We start from the raw sequence: 17619 nt of genomic DNA on the forward strand, positions 1-17619 counted from the left end.
AAGCCCGTCAGCGCCGATGGTACTGCGTAAAGTGGGAGAGTAGGTCGCTGCCAATTTTATCCAAAGCCCGTGTTCATCTGAGCACGGGCTTTTTTATTGCAAAAAATTGCGGTTATCAGCAATTATTATTAATTCTGTGCCGTTTAATAAATCGAATTGCAACTTGGCTGAATGAGTCTGAAAAATAACACTGCTGAATTACGCGAAAAAAGTTTTTACTATAGCCTACTGCTATTTGTTATAGTTCTGCCTTTTTCCGAAGCTTTTGTTAGTATTGCAGCAGCAATTCTATTTCTGCAATCACTATTATTTCAACCTGTAAGTGATTTAAAAAAGTCGTTAACCAGGCATAAATCCGTATTCTATATTCTGGCAATATTTGGAGTGTATCTGTTGGGGATGCTTCATACAAGAGACTTGGCATTGTCAATGTATGAATTGAAAAAGGTGGCATTTTGGATTATAATTCCACTCGGAATAGTACTCTCTCCACGGTTATCAGAAAAACGCTTCTATAAAGTATTGACAGTATTCTGCATGGCTGTTACTGTAGTAGCTGTAATCGCTGCTATACGCTTCATTTTTAAATCAGCATTCAATATCACCGATTTCAGAGATATTTCGCTCATTTCACATATCAGGTACTCCTATCAGGTGGCATTAGCCATATTCTGTTGCATTTTCCTTGCTATACGGAGTAGGAAGGAAAGCGGAGGATTTAAATACAGATCAGCAATTATAACCATGGCAGTTTGGCTGGTGTTCTTTCTTTTTCTATTAAAGTCAATAACCGGAATTATTGCTTTTTGGGGTACGGTATGTTTTTTGGGGCTTTATCATCTATTTGCAGTAAAACGGAAAATCAACTATTTCCTTGTTATTATACTTGCAATTTTGGTTGCGTTGCCGTTTATCTATACAAAATCCATTTGGAATGATTTTTATAACGTCAAAAAGCTGGATCCGCAAACCGTAGATAAATATACAGCTTCAGGAAACCCGTATACTTTTAATTTTGATTCGCAGGAAAAAGAAAACGGGCATGGGGTGCAAAGTTATATTTGTGATGATGAGTTGCGAAAGGAATGGAATAAAAGAAGTGAGTGTAAGTATGACTCGCTTAATCGTCATGGCTTTAGTAATCGGTCCACTTTGGTTCGTTACCTTGCAAGCAGGGGATTAAGAAAAGATAGTGCCGGAGTGAGCCAATTAACTGAGGCCGATATTAAAAATATTGAACAGGGAATTGCTAATTACATTTATGCAGAAAAACGTTACTCATTATATCCGCGAATTTACGAGACCATTTGGGAATACGACAGGTACAAAGCAACCGGAAATCCTAATGATCAATCGCTATCTCAACGTATTGAGTTTGTAAAAGCATCACTCGAAATCATAAAAACGAATATTTGGTTTGGGATTGGGACAGGAAACTGGAAGACTGAATATGCGAAAGCATACGATGAGCTAAACTCGAAACTAAAGGAGGAAAATCAGCGGTCTTCGCATAATCAGTACTTAAATTACATAGTAAAGTTCGGGCTGATAGGTTTCGCGGTCATAATGAGTATGATCTTAATACCCGTTTTTAAAGAAAACCAGGAAAAAAACCTGTTGTTATGGTTATTGCTAGTTTTTATTGGAATTGCCAATTTAGGCGATGCCAATCTTGAAACGCATATGGGACTTTCATTCTTTTGTTTGTTTTATAGCCTATTTTTGTGGCATTCGCCGGAACGGATTAAAAACTTTACCTTTCAAGAAAAGCACAAATGAAAAAATATAAAATCGCTTTTATTGGCGCAGGAAATGTGGCAACACATCTCTCGACTGAATTGAAAAAATGCGGACACGAAATTGTTCAGGTATACAGTCGTACCGAGGAGGCGGCAAAACAGTTGGCTGATAGTTTACGTACGACCTTTACAACTTACACTGAAACGATCACAAAAGAAGCGGATATCTATTTTGTGGCATTAAAAGATTCGGCAGTGGATCAGGTATTGAGTCAGATTGAGTTTGGCGATAAATTACTGGTACATTGTTCGGGAAGTTTGCCAATTAATGTACTAAGCAAGTTCGCCAGAAACTATGGCGTTTTCTATCCTTTACAAACTTTTTCAAAAAACAGGAAAGTTGATTTTAAGCAGATTCCTATTTTTGTTGAAGCAAGTTTAGCAGAGAATTTAGATATTTTAGAAGAACTCGCCCATGAGGTTTCAGAATCAGTTACAATACTCAATTCTGAAAAGCGCAAGAGCTTACACATTGCCGCAGTGTTTGCCTGTAATTTTGCCAATCATTGTTATGCAATGGCTGCCAAATATCTGGAAAGTAAAGAATTACCATTTGAAATTTTGCGCTCATTAATAATGGAAACGGCCCAAAAAGTGCAGGAATTACATCCAAAAGAGGCACAAACCGGCCCGGCCATCCGTTTTGATGAAAACATTATAAACTCACACCTGAGTGAATTAAAAGAGATGTCCGAACTGCAGGAATTGTACAATTCAATTTCAAAGAGTATTTTTGAGCATCATCAGGAAAAACAATAAGAATGTCGTTTTTTAAAGAAGAACTTACCCGCGTAAAAGCTTTTGTATTCGATGTCGACGGCGTATTGTCGCAAGACGTTTCGCCACTTAACGAGGATGGTGATCCGATACGAACAGCTAACGTTAAAGATGGTTTTGCCATCAGAAGTGCCATAAAAGCCGGTTATCCGATTGCGATTATCACCGGAGGTTATATTGAACGCGTTCGCTTGCGCTACGAAAAATTGGGTGTGGAGCATTTTTATGATAAAGCACGCGATAAAGTAGCCTGTTTAAATGATTTCCTGGAAAAGGTGAACGTAGCTCCCGAAGATGTACTTTTTATGGGCGACGACCTGGTAGATTACCGGGTAATGCAGGCTGTAGGTTTGCCAACTTGCCCCAAAGATGCAGTTAGTGATATTAAAAATATATCGAAATACATTTCGGACAAAAACGGTGGCGAAGGTTGCGTGCGCGATGTGATTGAGCAGACATTAAAAGCGCAACACAAATGGTTTACCAGCGAAATGCTAAATTCAAGAGCATTCTGAAATGAACTGGATACCCAAATATAACTTCATTCTTGCATCAAAGTCACCGCGCAGGCAAGAGCTTTTAAAATCATTGGGAATTGATTTTCAGGTGAAAACCAAAGGCGTGGATGAAAATTACCCACCGGAACTTTCTCCCGATCAGATTCCCGGATACCTGGCAGAAAAAAAGGCAAAAGCATTTGCCACCGAATTGAACAATAAAGATTTGCTGATAACGGCCGATACAATTGTTGTTTTGAACGGGCAAGTGCTCGAAAAACCGGAAGATTATGATCATGCCTATAAAATGTTATCGGCATTAAGCGGTAAAAAACATGAGGTAATAACAGGGGTTTGTCTCAGTTCTACTAAAAAATCAGTGGTATTTTCGTCGTTAACCCAGGTGCAGTTTAAACAGCTAACAATTACTGAAATTGATTATTACATTACGAATTACAAACCCTTTGATAAGGCCGGTGCGTATGGCATTCAGGAGTGGATCGGTTCAATTGGAATTTCCCATATCGAAGGATCGTTTTACAATGTAATGGGGCTTCCGCTTCAAAAATTATACGAGGAAATTCAAAAATTTTAAATTACTATTTCAAAAGGTTTCATTATTTCTAATGTTTTAAAACAACCAACTAAAACAATTTTAGGGGTTAACCTATCACCTGATAATTCGTAAATTGAATAGAAACTTAATTAAATTCAATAATATGAATTACAGGATAACATTACTCATCTTAGTTTTTCTTTCCGGACTTTGCTTTACTTCTTGCGATACCAAAGACGAACCTGTTGAAGTAGGATTTTTAATCCATGCATTTGATAAAGAACGGTGGGAAAACGACCGGGACTATCTTGTAGAAGATGTTCAGGCACTTGGAGGAACCGTAAAAGTTATGAATGCCGAAAATGATGCCGATAGACAATTGGCTCAGGCAAAAGAACTGCTCGCCAACGGTGTTGACGTGCTAGTGGTAGTACCTGTAGATCAGTTTGCTGCCGCTGCTATTGTTGAAGCTGCACATGCGCAGAATGTAAAAGTTATTTCGTATGACCGTTTAATTAAAAATTGCAAACTGGATTATTATGTATCGACCGATAACGTAGAGATTGGTTCGTTGCAGGCCAGTTATTTAACCACCATAAAACCCAAAGGAAAATATGCTTTAATTGGGGGCGCAATGAGCGACAACAATAGCCAGTTGCTTTATCTTGGCCAGCGAAATGTACTTCAGCCTTTGGTTGATCGGGGCGATATTGAAATTGTTTATAACGAATTTACCAATGCATGGGAAGAAAGCGAAGGGTATGAACATGCCAAAAAATTATTAAAAGAACATCCGGATGTAGATGCAATTATTGCCGGAAACGACGAATTGGCAATGGGAGTGATAAGGGCGGTAAAAGAAGCAGGAAAGGAAGACCAGATATTGATAGCAGGAATGGATGCCGATTTACGAAATTTACGCGAAATTGTTGCCGGTCATCAAACCTGTACCGTTTATAAACCTTACGAAAAATTGGCCGCCACTACCGCCGATTTGGCAATAAAACTTGCACGTGATGAAAATGGGGAAAAAACATATCAGACAGTTAGTAACGGTGAAAAGTTGGTGCCTACGGTTTTCCATAACGGAATGATCGTTAATAAGGAGAACCTTCAGTTAACCGTTATATCAGAGGGATACCAAAGAGAGGAAGAGGTATACAATTAGTGTGAAGGAGGATTATTTGTTAAGGGGATTCTGTTAGCAGGATCCCTTTTTTGTTGTACTTTTTTATGAATGAATAATGTAAACCGTTAAAACCTTGATGATTTGCCAATTATTTATACTTTTGCACCGATTTATTTAGAACAGGTCTTAATAATTGAAGAAACATAAAGTAACACAGGTCAGGCATTTAACCGATTCAACATTTGTAATTCGGTTCGAACGAAATGGTATGGAGTTTCAAACCGGTCAATTTGTATTGCTCGGAACAAAAGGAGCGGTAGACCGGCGTGAATACTCCATTTACAGTGGAGAGAACGACGATTACCTGGAAGTTTTGGTACGCGAAGTGGACGGCGGTAAAGTATCGTCAAAATTGAAAAAGCTAAAAGCCGGCGATTTGGTTGATGTGGATGGACCGTTTGGTTTTTTTAAGTTCGATCCGCACAGTTTTCAGGTGCAGCAATTTTTGTTCATTGCCACCGGAACAGGCATCAGCCCGTTTCATGGTTTTGTAAAAACGCATCCGCAGCTGAATTACAAAATGATACACGGTGTGCGTAAAGTAGAAGAAGCTTACGATCATGACGATTTTAATAAAGAAAGGGTAACTTTGTGCACTTCAGGTGAAAAGGGAGGCGACTTCCACGGAAGGGTAACCGAATTTTTAAAGACCGGGACAATAGATGAAAATACAAACTGTTTTCTTTGTGGAAACAGTGAAATGATATACGAAGTGTTCGATGTTTTGTCGGAAAAAGGAATCCCGACTTCGAACATTTATACCGAAGTATACTTTTAAATATATAAACCTGTACATAGCAGGGTACAGAAATCACCCCTCTTTTAATTCTTCCGTCGGCTGACGGAGAGATGGCAGAGGAACGAAGACAGAAGGGTGAAAAAGAAGCAAAATAGATAGACAGGATGAAATATCACGTAGTAACCTTAGGGTGTCAGATGAATATGTCGGATAGCGAGCGGGTGATCTCGGTACTTGAAGAAGCCGGATACCAGTGGACCGACAACGAGGAGGAGGCAGGAGTGATTGGTATTTTGGCGTGCTCGGTACGTCAGAAAGCCATCGATAAAGTGTATTCACGCATTCATAAGTGGAATAAGTGGAAAAACAATAAAAACCTGGTTACTTTTATTTCGGGTTGTATTTTGCCCGACGATCATGAAAAGTTCCTGAAACTTTTTGATATTACTTTCCAGATGAAAGACCTGCCCGAGCTGCCCAAAATGATCAGCAGTTACGGTATTACAACACCTACACATTTGAATGTGGGCATCGATCCGCATAACGAGAATATCGAAGATTTCTGGAACGTGCAACCACATTACCAGTCGAATTTCGAGGCGTTTATTCCAATCCAGAACGGTTGCGATAAATTCTGTACATATTGTGCTGTGCCTTATACACGTGGACGTGAGGTGTCGCGCCCATCAAAAGATATTATTGCCGAAGTGGCGTTGTTGGTGGCGCAGGGTTATAAATCAATTACCTTGCTGGGACAGAACGTAAACTCCTACGGACTGGATAAAAAAGGAGAGGAGCTGACTTTCCCGCAATTGTTACGAGAGATTGGAGAATTGGGGAAACGCATGAAAAAAGAATTCTGGCTGTATTTTACTTCGCCACATCCGCGCGATATGACTGATGAAGTAATTGAGGTGATTGCCGAATATCCTGTTTTGGGAAAACAGATTCACCTGCCCATGCAAAGTGGCGACGATAAAGTGTTGATGCGCATGAACCGCAAACACAACATGGAAAAATACCGTCATATTGTGGAGAGCATCCGTCGCCTTATTCCGCAAGCAACTTTGTTTACCGATGTGATCGTTGGATTTACAGGCGAAACAGAGGAGCAGTTTGATAATACACGCAGGGCTTTCGATGAGTTTAAATTCAACATGTCGTACACGGCGATCTATTCACCTCGTCCGGGGGCAACCAGTCACCGTTGGGTGGATGATGTACCGCTGGAAGAGAAAAAACGACGTCTGCATCAACTTACAGAAGATCTAAGGAAACACAACTTGCCATACAATGAAAGTTTGGTGGGGCAAACGGTACGTGTACTGGTTCGTGGTGAAGACCGCAAAGAAGGTTTTCTTACATCGTATACCGAGGGCAAATTAACCATTCGTTTTGCCTGTACCGATAAATCGATGATCGGGCAATTTGCCGATGTTAAGATTACCTCAGCATCCGATTTCTCGCTGGAAGGCGAGTTGGTGGAAGTGGCCGCCAGTTGTTAGAAAAAGACTTTAGAAAATATATTATAAAGATTCCATCTTTTTGAGAGATGGAATCTTTTTTTTTTGATAGATCAAGTAACGTGATTCGCGCGGTAGCGGCTTTGGAATGGGCATTTTGCACAGAAAATATGAATCTGAACCGTCAGGATTGACATTTTGCACTCAAAATATGAATCTGAATCGTTTTGGAGTCTGTAAAATATCTTTTAATGAAGTTTCAATAATGATCCGGGACTTCCGTCTGCTGCTTTGTTCTCCAGGCTTTATTACATCGCTGCATTTTTCATTTCCAGAAACCAAAGTATCGATGCCACTCCAGAAGGAAGAACTCCTCCCTGATGATCGAGCCCATCAAGAGGAACTTTTTGAACCAGGTTGGTGGATGCACCGGCTTCAATAAATTCTTCATACTTCTCTTCGCTCACAATTGGCGGCACATAAGTATCGGCTGTCCCGTAAAATAAGGTGGTCGGTACAGAGGGTACAAAAGCCGGAACACTGTTATCATGCAACATCTCAATAACAGGCGCATACTTTGCTTCTGTATTCCATCCGGCAAGGTATTCAGGTGTAAATAAGTCGGAAACGGTAGTAGTTAGCTCAGCGTTTAAATCTGCTCCTGAAGTCTGACCGTCAAACATCGTTTCAATTTTATCGGCATACGGTGCCTGAAAAACGGTATTTACAGGTGTTTCGCCCCCAAGTTTCAGGTAGCTGTTAAAAATATACGCCAAAAAATAGGGTTGCGGATAATCTTCCAACCCAACAACATATTCGTTAAGTGTTGCCAGGTTGTATGGCCCCGCACTGCAGGCACTTGCTTTTAAATTGTAGGAAAAACCGGCATCGGCCTCAATGGCCTGCTGAACCTGCATGGTTGCCCAGCCTCCTTGCGAATATCCCGCCAGGTACAAGTCGTCGTTTAGCGAAATACCATCTTTGTCGTCGATAAATTCGCGCACTGCTTCCAGCATGTCGGTAACAGTTTGTACAGTCGACTCTCGGTGCAGGTACGGGTGAAACATATCGTCAGAATCGCCAAAACCGAGGTAATCGGGCAACGAAATAATAAAACCAGTGGATCCCATCATTTTCAGCATTTTGAAAAGCTGGTTTTCTGAATCAACGCTGGGTGCATTACTGTGTTCCGTGTTGGTCCCGTTTTGGTAACTTAAAACCGGGTAATCACCATCAACATCGGGGATGGCAACTACACCCGATGCCAAAACCGGACTATCGTTAAACGTAGTTTTGTAAGTGATTTTATAAACGTCAACTCCGGAATATATGAGGTCGCTTATCGCAGATAATTCTTCGTATTCCACACTTGCAGCGGCAATCGTTAAATCAATTACAGTTTTCGAGATCCGAAATTGCAATTCTGCATCAACAAGATAATCATTGGCCGGAGTTACCGGTTCAACATCGTCCATGTGGTCGCACGATATAAAAGCGGCCACAATCAACGAGAAGTAAAATAGAAATAGTTTTTTGTTCATGGAAATGTGTTTTCTGAATTAATTTAACCAAAAATAGGGTAATTTTTACACCTGTGAAACTTTGTTTTAGCGATTTATGAATTTCCGGTGTTGACAACAATACTTTTTCGACCGGAAGTGATCCGGATGTTTTTTTTATTTTCGCCATACAGAAACAATCCATTTGGGTTCCAAACAAAAAAATGATGAAGAAAATTATACTTTTTGTTGTTGTAAGCATGTTTGCAAGTGTCGTTATGGCTCAGCCGATAAAAGTAATGTTGGTTACCGGAGGACATAGTTTCGATACGCTCCAGTTTTTTCAACTGTTCGATCGGATGCCGGAAATAGAGTATACACATTTTGCCCAACCCGATGCCAACAAAGCAATTGCAAATGGTGTTGCCGACGATTTTGATGTAGTTGTTTTTTACGATATGTGGAACAAAATAACCCGGGATGAGAAAGCTGCTTATATACGACTGACTAAAGAGGGAAAACCATTTTTATTTCTACATCATTCGCTCGTTTCGTATCAAAACTGGCCGGCGTTCGAGGAAATTGTAGGAGGTCGTTATGTCGAGCAAAACAAAAAAATTCCGGAAGAGGAATGGTCGGAATACGAACATGATATGTGGGTGTATTGCTCGATTGAAAATTATACGCCTGTTACTGCCGGATTTCGCGAATTACGTTTTTTCGACGAGGTATACGATAATATTCGAATCTCTGACAATGTAAAACCATTGTTGAGAACGCGTCATCCTAAAAGCGCTGAATATGTTGCGTGGGAGAACCGGTATAACGCATCAGCGATTGTTTATATACAGCCTGGCCACGATAAACGTACATACGAAACCGACGAGTACCGAAAGCTTCTTTTTCAAGCCATACAATACCTGAATACTTTCAATAAATAAGGTAATTACAAAAAAAATACATTAAAAGTATACTATCATTTTGCCCGATCTGTTTTTAGAAATTTTCGGTTGGGACTTGTTGTTATTTTGAAGCAGTAAAAATCAGCTTCATATTTTTAGTATTTGAGCTGAGGCTTAGGTTTTCAGAACTTTTTTATATTATATTTGTTTCAAACTGTTAAAAATACAATAAGCAATATAATATAATCAATGAAAAAACAATTTCTATCACTACTTCTATTGGGATTAATTGCAGTGGCTTGCCAAAAGCCTGGTACTAATACTACCTCCCAAAATAATTCAGCTATTAACACAAAAGTTGAGGCTTTACTGTCGAAAATGACGCTGATTGAAAAGATCGGTCAGTTAAACCAATATTCTTCGCGTTGGGAATTAACAGGGCCCGCACCGGAAGGCGTTGATTCAATGTCGCTTTACAACATGGTTAAAGAAGGAAAAGTTGGCTCAATGTTGAATGTTACCGGAGCAAATGCCACCCGAAAAATTCAAGCCTGGGCAGTTGACAGCAGCCGTTTGGGAATTCCGCTAATACTGGCTTACGATGTAATTCATGGTTACGAAACTATGTTTCCGATACCATTGGCCGAGGCTGCCAGTTGGGAACCTGAACTGGCAAAAAAATCGTCGAGGGTTGCTGCAACTGAAGCATCTGCAGTTGGTTTACACTGGACTTTTGCGCCTATGGTCGACATTGCCCGCGATGCCCGCTGGGGACGTTTTATGGAGGGATCTGGCGAAGATCCGTATCTGGGAGCTAAAATGGCTTATGCTCGCGTAAAAGGTTTTCAGGGCGACGACCTGTCGGATGAAACAACCATTGCTGCGTGCGCCAAACATTTTGCTGCTTATGGATTTATTGAGTCGGGACGTGATTACAATACAGTACAAATTGGCGATCCAACTTTGCACAATATTGTTTTCCCTCCATTTAAAGCTTGTGTTGATGCAGGTGTGGCAACGTTTATGAATGCGTTTAACACCGTTAATGAAACACCGGCAACAGCCAGCTCTTACCTGCAACGCGATATTTTGAAAGGTGAGTGGGGGTTTGAAGGATTTGTGGTTTCTGACTGGAATTCGATTGGTGAAATGGTGCCGCACGGAGTAGCTGTCGATAAAAAGGAAGCTGCCTATAAAGCTATTACCGCCGGTTCGGATATGGACATGGAAGGTAATGCTTACATAAATAACCTGGAAGAACTGGTAAACGAAGGAAAAGTTGATGAAGCTTTGATTGACGATGCCGTACGCCGCATATTAACTATCAAATTCAAACTGGGATTGTTCGATGATCCTTATAAATATTGCAATCCTGAGCGTGAAAAAGTATTGCGTTGCGACGAACACCTTGCAGCAGCCAAAGAAGCCGCAAATAGAAGTATTGTTTTGCTGAAAAACGAAAACGATCTTCTTCCGTTGAAAAAGGATGGACTAAAAATTGCCGTTATTGGCGAACTGGCCGGAAGCAAAGATGTGCCACTTGGAAGCTGGAGAGCTAAAGCAATTACAAATTCAGCAGTGTCGTTGCTGGAGGGAATAAAAAATGTAGCCGGAAGTTCCAGCATTCGCTTTGCCCAGGGGCCTGCTTACACAGAAGGTTTACGCTGGTTTACTACCGAACTAAACATTAACACTACCGACCGCAGTGGAATGTCGGAAGCACGTTCATTGGCCTCAAAATCTGATGTGGTAGTTATTGCATTAGGTGAAGATTGCTGGCAGTCGGGCGAAGGCCGCAGCCAAACCGATATTTCGATGAAAGGTTTTCAGCAGGAGTTGTTGGAAGAGGTTTACAAAGTAAATAAAAATGTTGTGGTTGTACTGATGAATGGACGTCCGATAGAAATTAACTGGATGGCCGAACATGTTCCTGCAATTGTAGAATGCTGGCACCTGGGATCGGAAGCTGGCAACGGAATAGCCGAAGTATTGTTTGGCGATTACAACCCTGCCGGTAAATTACCGGTGTCGTTTCCACGAGCTGTTGGGCAGCAGCCATTATATTACAATCATTTTCATACCGGCCGTGCGACAAATGGCGAGGGAAATGTATTCTGGTCGCACTATACCGACCAGAGTAAAGAACCGCTTTATCCATTTGGCTACGGGTTAAGTTACACTACTTTTGATTATTCAAATCTGAAACTGTCGGCACATGAATTAACCGAAGGCGGAAAAATTGTAGTTGAAGCGACAATAACCAATACCGGAAATGTTAGCGGAGAAGAGATCGTTCAACTGTATATTCGCGACCTGGTTGGAAGTATTTCGCGCCCGGTGAAAGAACTGAAAGGTTTTGAGAAAATAAAGTTAGAGCCAAAAGAGTCGAAAGTGGTATCGTTTGAGATAACTACAAAAGATCTTGAATTTTATGGAGCCTCGAAAGAGTGGAAAGCCGAACCGGGAGATTTTAATCTGTGGGTTGGTCCAAACTCTGCTGAAGGAATGGCTGCTTCATTCACACTGAAAAAGATGAATTAATCACACTTTTAGTGCTGGTAAAAAACAGGCGGTTTCAGAATAAAACTGAAATCGCCTGTTTTTTGTTTGTGCACAGTGTGAAAGCTGGTGATTTAATATTGAATATAACATCTTTTAACATTTAGATAAAAAGAGAGGCGATGTACCCGATATAAATTTCATTAACTTAGCGAGCGATAAAACCACTTTAACTTGCGTATTATGAAATCTTTAGGCAGGTTAATCCACAAATCCAGTATGACATTTTTACCAACCCACTATCCGGTGCATTTCTATGGGCTACCCGATGGGAAGGTCTATCTGTGTTTTGCCCGCTTTTATAAAGCAGGTTTTAATCATACTGATCTGGAATTTGTTTTTGCCCGCCACAACGATTTTGTATACAATTACAATGAGGAGGCTATAATTCCTATGGCCGAGTTTAGAGCGCCGGTGTATAACGAAATGGTAGATAATCCCGATCCCGATATTACTATTTTAGAAGTAAGACGCGATATTCGGTCATACACCGAAGCGGTGCAATACATCGATAGCCTTAACCTGACAGATTTAGTTCTCAATTCAGGAATTGAAAACACGGAGCGATTAGCAGAAGAAATACAAATTGGAGCTTAACGCCAATATTTCTATTTGGTTTCAGTCTTCTATTTTGTTTTATCTGCATCATACTTCATTCCCTTTTCTCACAAACAGTTAAACTTGGTGCTTAAATCTTTTTCAGCAAAATTTCGTATGCTATTACGATTTACTTTTAGCCTGTTTGATATTCAGGTGAAAAAAGTTTACAACTAATCAATGTTCGGTCGACATGCAAATAATAGTACTACGCAAAATTCTGAGTTTTTATCTGAACTACGTGGAATAGTGTTGCAAAATTTGTTGGAAAATGATTTTGGTGTAAATGTTTTAGCCAAGGAAGTAAGATTAAGCAGATCGCAGTTGCACCGGCGATTGAAATGTATTACCGGCAAATCCCCAAGTTGTTTTATTCGCGAAATACGTTTGCTTCATGCAAGCGAGTTGCTAAAAGAGAATAATAATACGGTTTCAGAAATCGCTTACAAAGTTGGTTTTGGCAGTCCCAGTTATTTTAATAAGTGCTTTCACGATTATTTTGGCCATTCGCCAGGTGTGCATAAACACTTTTCTGCCTCCCAAAATAATCTGACTAACCATCCCGAATTTCCTGGAAAAGTGAAACGTTGTTCCGGTTTATACCATAAAACCGTTCGTTATTTTGGTTTCATTATTATTGCCCTAATCCTCGTAATTCTTATGCTATATCTTGTGTTTTGGTTATAAATAAAAGCCCTGGAATTCTGTGTCGTACACCGAAAACACCTTTTTATTCTCGATAAGGAATGAAAAGAAATGATCGAAATTGCAACTTCTCAAAATTATTCTAAAACAACTATAACTGTACTAATACGACATAGTTTAAATCGGCGCTCATATTTTAAAGGATTTGGAAACATGTGTAATGAATGCAACATAGTTTTAAGACTTTACTTTTCATTTCGGCGTAACTTGTATACCAAAAGTTTCTGATTAAGAAAGGAGGAAAATGTTCAGAAGTCTGTTTATTAATGTTAATTAAAGACCAGAAAGCCATGAAAAAATTATTATTTATTATGCTGGCAATTTGTATTTGTTTGCTGGCAGTGGGTCAAAATGATAACCCAAGAGTTTCAATCGATGAAGTCGAGATTTCACCTCCTGCTTTTACCGGAATTAAAAACTATGTTGATTTTTCAAATATCGATGCCAATTATTTACAACGGTATCTCTCTGAAAATATTCAATATCCGGAAAAGGCAGAACGTTGTAGTCGGGAAGGAACAGAAGTGATTAAGTTCAACGTAAATGTTCAGGGTAAAGTAACCGATATCGACATTGTAAATGGTGTGTGCCCGGAAATTGACGATGAACTTATTCGTGTACTTGAATCGACAAATGGAATGTGGAAACCAGGAATTAAAGATGGTATCCCTGTTGCGATGGAACAAGAAGTTTCTATTGTATTTTCATTGTCAGAGAATGCTGAAGAAACGAACGAAAAATTTCTTAAAGTAGCTACCAGCTGTTTCACACAGGGAACAGAATGTTTTTTTGAAAAAGGAAAATCGAAAAAGGCAGAACGACTTTTTACCAAAGGAATCACTTACATGCCTTACGATGAGAGTCTGTTGTTAATGCGGGGACTCTGCCGTTATGAAAGAGGAAACCTAGCAGGAGCACGGGAAGACTGGAATCGTTTATTCGAACTCGGAGATATTGATATGAATACCAAATTTCTTGCACAGGCAAAAGGTTTAGAAGCATACGAAGCTCTTATGGCCTTGCTGGAAGAAAGGTAGGCTATTAGTAACGAATCTTCGATGTAAGAAAACTGTAAGCCCGGAATCTGATTCCGGGCCTTTTTTATAAATACAATGAAATGAACAAGACAGATAATCAGAAGGTTAAAAATGCTGAGAGCTCACTAGGTGATTTGCCTAAATTTAGTGGTTTGGGATATATTTATTTGTGTAAATAAAAAAGAATTATTTTCTTTGTTGGTGATAGGTCGTTCCGACCTATTGTGTGTTTGGGGGTTAACATTAATAAGGGCAGTTGTTGAACTGCCCTTTCTTTTTTAGTCAAATCCAAAACACGTTTTTCTCAATATCCTACTCTTAAAATATAAATTTAAATCGGGGGAAAAGTTGACTTATTCCGGATGTCAAAAATACCGATCGGGTTTTAGGCAGTTTGCTGAAATAGTCTTAAATGACAGGCGGTTTCAAGGTTTTTTGTATTTGAATACGTAAATTTGGAAGAACAACGATCGACCTGATCAGTTGTGGGGAGGATAAAATTGGTTAGGGCTTTTTCACTTACCCTTTTCAATTCAACTCAAGTTTTTTTAATAAGGCACAATTCTTTTACATCTTACGAGGACGTAAGAAATATAAAAAGGCAACTGTTGAGTTGCCTTTTGTTTTTTATGTAATCATTTGATTGCTATTTGCCGGTTTAATAGCAAAACGGTGGGTGAGGTGATCGCCCTTCCGAATTAAGGTTTTATAAAAACGTGGGGGAAGGCCCGCGGCAGCAAAATAAATAAAATGGTAATCTGCCGGATTTTACGATCGAGCCATTTTATGGGAACAGTTTCATTTTATACCTCCGACTGATTATTTACAGGAGCGTAATTGCCAATGAACGAGAGGGAGCGTTGTCCATTTTGAGTTCTATATCGAGAAAAATGTCCCAATATGAAACCGTGAATATAAAGTTTGGCACGGCTAAGTGGCAGTAAATGAGAGGATAATGATTTTCGGAACACCGATTGCTATTAATAAGACAAATTAGGAAAATAAAAATATAGGGTTTGTATAACAGGGTAGAACGACTTCTAATTTGATTGGTTCTGTATAAAGGGGTTTGTAAATTATCAATCATCACTAAAAAGCGTCCTTAAGTTCTACCCTTTCTTTTTGCTTCTTTTTTAATGTTATGTTAATAATAATTTAAAGAGGCTGTAAAAACAAAAGATAATTAAAGGCTGGCCACCATGAAAAAAACCGTTCATCAACATGAACGGTTTTGTATTTACAAACCACTTCAAAAAGTGTACTGAAAAAGTAGAACCATCCTAAAAATGGATCACCACAGTATTTTAATATTTTTCGATTATTGCGTCTGGCAGTAAAAGTAAAACAATAAGAGAAAAAGTAACAACGGCAACACCCGATTCCGTCTATTTTACGTCGGTAATCAGTTTTTATGAAGTTGTTGCTCAGTAATCAGTACTTTTCAAATGTGAAGATGGATTCCATATCCGTTTTTAATTCATTTTCAGGGGTCCTTTTCAAATAAATATTTTGCCCCAGCATATCATACGAAAGGTTGTTGCCGATAATTTCTATTTGTTTACAATACTCAAGGCTAAAGGTGTAAAGCCGGTTATGAAACGGCGAAAAATCGTAATTTCTGGTTACGCTATTTCCCTCAAAAGACAGTCCCTCAGCAGAAAGTGCATAAAGTAAAGGATAATCAAAAGGATTGAACTGATTATGCTGAATGCTTATATTTCGGTGATAACCTGGAGTATTATCATTTAAAGCAGGAATGACTGGATTGATGGAAATAACTGCTTCATTGTACCGGTAAGTACTTGAATTACATAAGGAGGTAAATATATTCCCCGATATGGATACATCGCTTACACCGCCTGTTTTAAGCGAAGTATTTGCATTGCCAGCAACTAGTATGGCGCTTCCGCTGGATTCGAACGTATTGTTTTCAATTAATACTTTTCCGGGAGTAGCCAGTACAATGCCACTGGCTCTGCTACTTTTAAAATTGCTGTTCCTTATTGTCAGGTCCGGTGTCCAGCTCAGGTTTTCAATACAAGCTCCGGCTTGCAGGTTTGTTGGTATCGGTTGATCCAGAAGTAACGAAAAGTGCATGTCATCGATGGGTGTTATCGTTTTAACCGTGTTCGTAATGTCAGCTCCAACAAAATTTACCTGATCTCCCGGACGAGCCCAGTTCTGAATTTCACTTTGTTTATCCAGGTAGCTGCATTTTACTTCGTTTCCCGATATAACTTCGTCAACACGAACGCTGATGCCATAAACATGAACAGGCTCATTAACAAGGCCCTCAAAGGTGCAATTGTTAACCCAAACCTTGCCCTGACAATTTACTACCCGTAATCCGTCAAAGCCTCCTCCAAAGTAACGTATTTTAGAACGGTTAGGGACTGCCTGGTACCGGTCGAACTCCAGATTTTTGGTGTATTGCGCCAGAATACCCGAACCGGCAGCATGATACAATCTTGTATTTTCAATAGCAATGTTTTTCGATTCTGAAATAAAAATACCTGCGTGTGTTGGCGTGGCATGTTGCATTATCAGGAAATTCCCAATTTGGGGCTTACGTTTAAAGTTAAAATGCAGGCGCACAATCCCGGGCATTGTAGCCTCGGCAGTATAAGCCTCCCAGTCTTCGCCCAAACAAGGGTTGTCACCGGTATGAGGAACAATGAATCTGCCGTTTCGGTCGAACTCCAAGGTTTTTTTCCATTCGTTGGTCCGGCTATTTCCCACATCAAAATAGATCTTTCCTTCCTCTAAATGGTAGGGTGTTTCTTTGGGATTCAGGGCTATGTCAATATAAAGGTCGGTCGCCCGTAAAACTTCAGCCTGGGCAATAAAAGGTTGTTCCCAGTCAATCGTAACATTTTTAAGGGTAATGTTTTCACAATTGTCGAAGGTAAAGGGCTGCATTTCCTGGTGAAAGATCAGGTGGCTGCCGCGCCCGTCGATTACCAGGTTTTTAATATTCTCAAAATGAAATGCACAAACTTTCAGACCTGCATTTAAGGTGTTTGCCTGGTAATAAACTTTGGTTTTGCAATCATCGGGATAAAAATGGTAAGTGCCGGTGGAAAATACCAGCACTTTTGGTTGATCGGTTTTCAGATCTTCCAGCGCTTTATAAAAGTGTTTAATGGCATTGTTCTTCCGGGTTTTGTATAAACCGTAATCTTTCAGAAAAATGTATGTGGTGTCGTTTGGAATTTCGGAAGCCGAAGCTTGCATAGTGAAAGAAAACAGCCACGAAAACAGTATTATTAGAAATCCGGGTCTCATAGTAATTGCTATTTT

General features: G+C 39.7%; 15 protein-coding genes. 13 read left to right on the top strand and 2 right to left on the bottom strand.

Translation table 11 applies throughout. The features are described from left to right. From G4420_RS23335 to miaB, 8 genes are all read left to right on the top strand, one after another. The coding region (locus tag G4420_RS23335) for a hypothetical protein (RefSeq protein ID WP_204273791.1) at nucleotides 1–188 on the top strand (188 nt) is incomplete at its 5' end. Beyond that, nucleotides 172–1779 carry an O-antigen ligase family protein gene (locus tag G4420_RS22270; RefSeq protein WP_163326159.1) on the top strand — a complete coding sequence of 536 codons (1608 nt, stop codon included), beginning with the start codon at nucleotides 172–174 and terminating at the stop codon, nucleotides 1777–1779. The genes G4420_RS23335 and G4420_RS22270, both read left to right, overlap by 17 nt. Then, nucleotides 1776–2558 carry a Rossmann-like and DUF2520 domain-containing protein gene (locus G4420_RS22275; RefSeq protein ID WP_163326160.1) on the top strand — a complete coding sequence of 261 codons (783 nt, stop codon included), beginning with the start codon at nucleotides 1776–1778 and terminating at the stop codon, nucleotides 2556–2558. Before G4420_RS22270 ends, G4420_RS22275 begins: the two co-directional genes overlap by 4 nt. A gap of 2 nt (nucleotides 2559–2560) precedes the next feature. After that, nucleotides 2561–3091, top strand: a complete 531-nt coding sequence (locus tag G4420_RS22280; RefSeq protein ID WP_163326161.1) for a KdsC family phosphatase — start codon at nucleotides 2561–2563, stop codon at nucleotides 3089–3091. 1 nt (nucleotide 3092) lies between these two features. Then, on the top strand, nucleotides 3093–3668 hold the full coding sequence (locus G4420_RS22285; protein WP_163326162.1) for a Maf-like protein: 576 nt from the start codon (nucleotides 3093–3095) through the stop codon (nucleotides 3666–3668). A 124-nt stretch (nucleotides 3669–3792) separates the two neighbouring features. Further along, nucleotides 3793–4797, top strand: a complete 1005-nt coding sequence (locus G4420_RS22290) for a sugar ABC transporter substrate-binding protein (RefSeq protein ID WP_163326163.1) — start codon at nucleotides 3793–3795, stop codon at nucleotides 4795–4797. A 154-nt stretch (nucleotides 4798–4951) separates the two neighbouring features. Beyond that, entirely contained in the window at nucleotides 4952–5596 is a 645-nt protein-coding gene (locus G4420_RS22295) for a ferredoxin--NADP reductase (RefSeq protein WP_163326164.1), read from the top strand. A gap of 125 nt (nucleotides 5597–5721) precedes the next feature. Continuing rightward, a complete protein-coding gene (gene miaB, locus G4420_RS22300; RefSeq protein ID WP_163326165.1) occupies nucleotides 5722–7062 on the top strand; it encodes a tRNA (N6-isopentenyl adenosine(37)-C2)-methylthiotransferase MiaB in 1341 nt (446 codons plus the stop codon). 266 nt (nucleotides 7063–7328) lie between these two features. Here the strand turns inward: miaB and G4420_RS22305 are convergent, their stop codons facing one another. Further along, entirely contained in the window at nucleotides 7329–8561 is a 1233-nt protein-coding gene (locus G4420_RS22305) for an alpha/beta hydrolase family protein (protein ID WP_163326166.1), read from the bottom strand. 185 nt (nucleotides 8562–8746) lie between these two features. Here G4420_RS22305 and G4420_RS22310 point away from each other — a divergent pair, with 185 nt between their 5' ends. The 5 genes from G4420_RS22310 (at nucleotide 8747) to G4420_RS22330 (ending at nucleotide 14319) form a co-directional block, all read left to right on the top strand. Continuing rightward, entirely contained in the window at nucleotides 8747–9460 is a 714-nt protein-coding gene (locus tag G4420_RS22310; RefSeq protein ID WP_163326167.1) for a ThuA domain-containing protein, read from the top strand. A gap of 210 nt (nucleotides 9461–9670) precedes the next feature. Continuing rightward, on the top strand, nucleotides 9671–11962 hold the full coding sequence (gene bglX, locus G4420_RS22315; RefSeq protein ID WP_163326168.1) for a beta-glucosidase BglX: 2292 nt from the start codon (nucleotides 9671–9673) through the stop codon (nucleotides 11960–11962). A gap of 237 nt (nucleotides 11963–12199) precedes the next feature. Next, nucleotides 12200–12577 carry a hypothetical protein gene (locus G4420_RS22320; RefSeq protein WP_163326169.1) on the top strand — a complete coding sequence of 126 codons (378 nt, stop codon included), beginning with the start codon at nucleotides 12200–12202 and terminating at the stop codon, nucleotides 12575–12577. Nucleotides 12578–12757: 180 nt separating this feature from the next. Beyond that, complete coding sequence (locus tag G4420_RS23630) at nucleotides 12758–13264, top strand: helix-turn-helix domain-containing protein (protein ID WP_394351217.1); 507 nt, start codon at nucleotides 12758–12760, stop codon at nucleotides 13262–13264. A 308-nt stretch (nucleotides 13265–13572) separates the two neighbouring features. Further along, entirely contained in the window at nucleotides 13573–14319 is a 747-nt protein-coding gene (locus G4420_RS22330) for an energy transducer TonB (protein WP_163326171.1), read from the top strand. Nucleotides 14320–15750: 1431 nt separating this feature from the next. On the opposite strand, the gene G4420_RS22335 is transcribed toward G4420_RS22330, so the two are convergent. After that, a complete protein-coding gene (locus G4420_RS22335) occupies nucleotides 15751–17604 on the bottom strand; it encodes a right-handed parallel beta-helix repeat-containing protein (RefSeq protein ID WP_163326172.1) in 1854 nt (617 codons plus the stop codon). Nucleotides 17605–17619 lie beyond the last annotated feature (15 nt).

The sequence above is a fragment of the Draconibacterium mangrovi genome, from assembly GCF_010586825.1.
GTDB lineage: Bacteria > Bacteroidota > Bacteroidia > Bacteroidales > Prolixibacteraceae > Draconibacterium > Draconibacterium mangrovi.

What these genes read in the sequence shown, in the direction of transcription:
- G4420_RS22270 (WP_163326159.1), top strand. Translation starts at nt 172, where the DNA reads ATGAGTCTGAAAAATAACACTGCTGAATTACGCGAAAAAAGTTTTTAC.
- G4420_RS22275 (WP_163326160.1), top strand. Translation starts at nt 1,776, where the DNA reads ATGAAAAAATATAAAATCGCTTTTATTGGCGCAGGAAATGTGGCAACA.
- G4420_RS22280 (WP_163326161.1), top strand. Translation starts at nt 2,561, where the DNA reads ATGTCGTTTTTTAAAGAAGAACTTACCCGCGTAAAAGCTTTTGTATTC.
- G4420_RS22285 (WP_163326162.1), top strand. Translation starts at nt 3,093, where the DNA reads ATGAACTGGATACCCAAATATAACTTCATTCTTGCATCAAAGTCACCG.
- G4420_RS22290 (WP_163326163.1), top strand. Translation starts at nt 3,793, where the DNA reads ATGAATTACAGGATAACATTACTCATCTTAGTTTTTCTTTCCGGACTT.
- miaB (WP_163326165.1), top strand. Translation starts at nt 5,722, where the DNA reads ATGAAATATCACGTAGTAACCTTAGGGTGTCAGATGAATATGTCGGAT.
- G4420_RS22305 (WP_163326166.1), bottom strand. Translation starts at nt 8,561, where the DNA reads ATGAACAAAAAACTATTTCTATTTTACTTCTCGTTGATTGTGGCCGCT.
- G4420_RS22310 (WP_163326167.1), top strand. Translation starts at nt 8,747, where the DNA reads ATGAAGAAAATTATACTTTTTGTTGTTGTAAGCATGTTTGCAAGTGTC.
- bglX (WP_163326168.1), top strand. Translation starts at nt 9,671, where the DNA reads ATGAAAAAACAATTTCTATCACTACTTCTATTGGGATTAATTGCAGTG.
- G4420_RS22320 (WP_163326169.1), top strand. Translation starts at nt 12,200, where the DNA reads ATGACATTTTTACCAACCCACTATCCGGTGCATTTCTATGGGCTACCC.
- G4420_RS23630 (WP_394351217.1), top strand. Translation starts at nt 12,758, where the DNA reads ATGTTCGGTCGACATGCAAATAATAGTACTACGCAAAATTCTGAGTTT.
- G4420_RS22330 (WP_163326171.1), top strand. Translation starts at nt 13,573, where the DNA reads ATGAAAAAATTATTATTTATTATGCTGGCAATTTGTATTTGTTTGCTG.
- G4420_RS22335 (WP_163326172.1), bottom strand. Translation starts at nt 17,604, where the DNA reads ATGAGACCCGGATTTCTAATAATACTGTTTTCGTGGCTGTTTTCTTTC.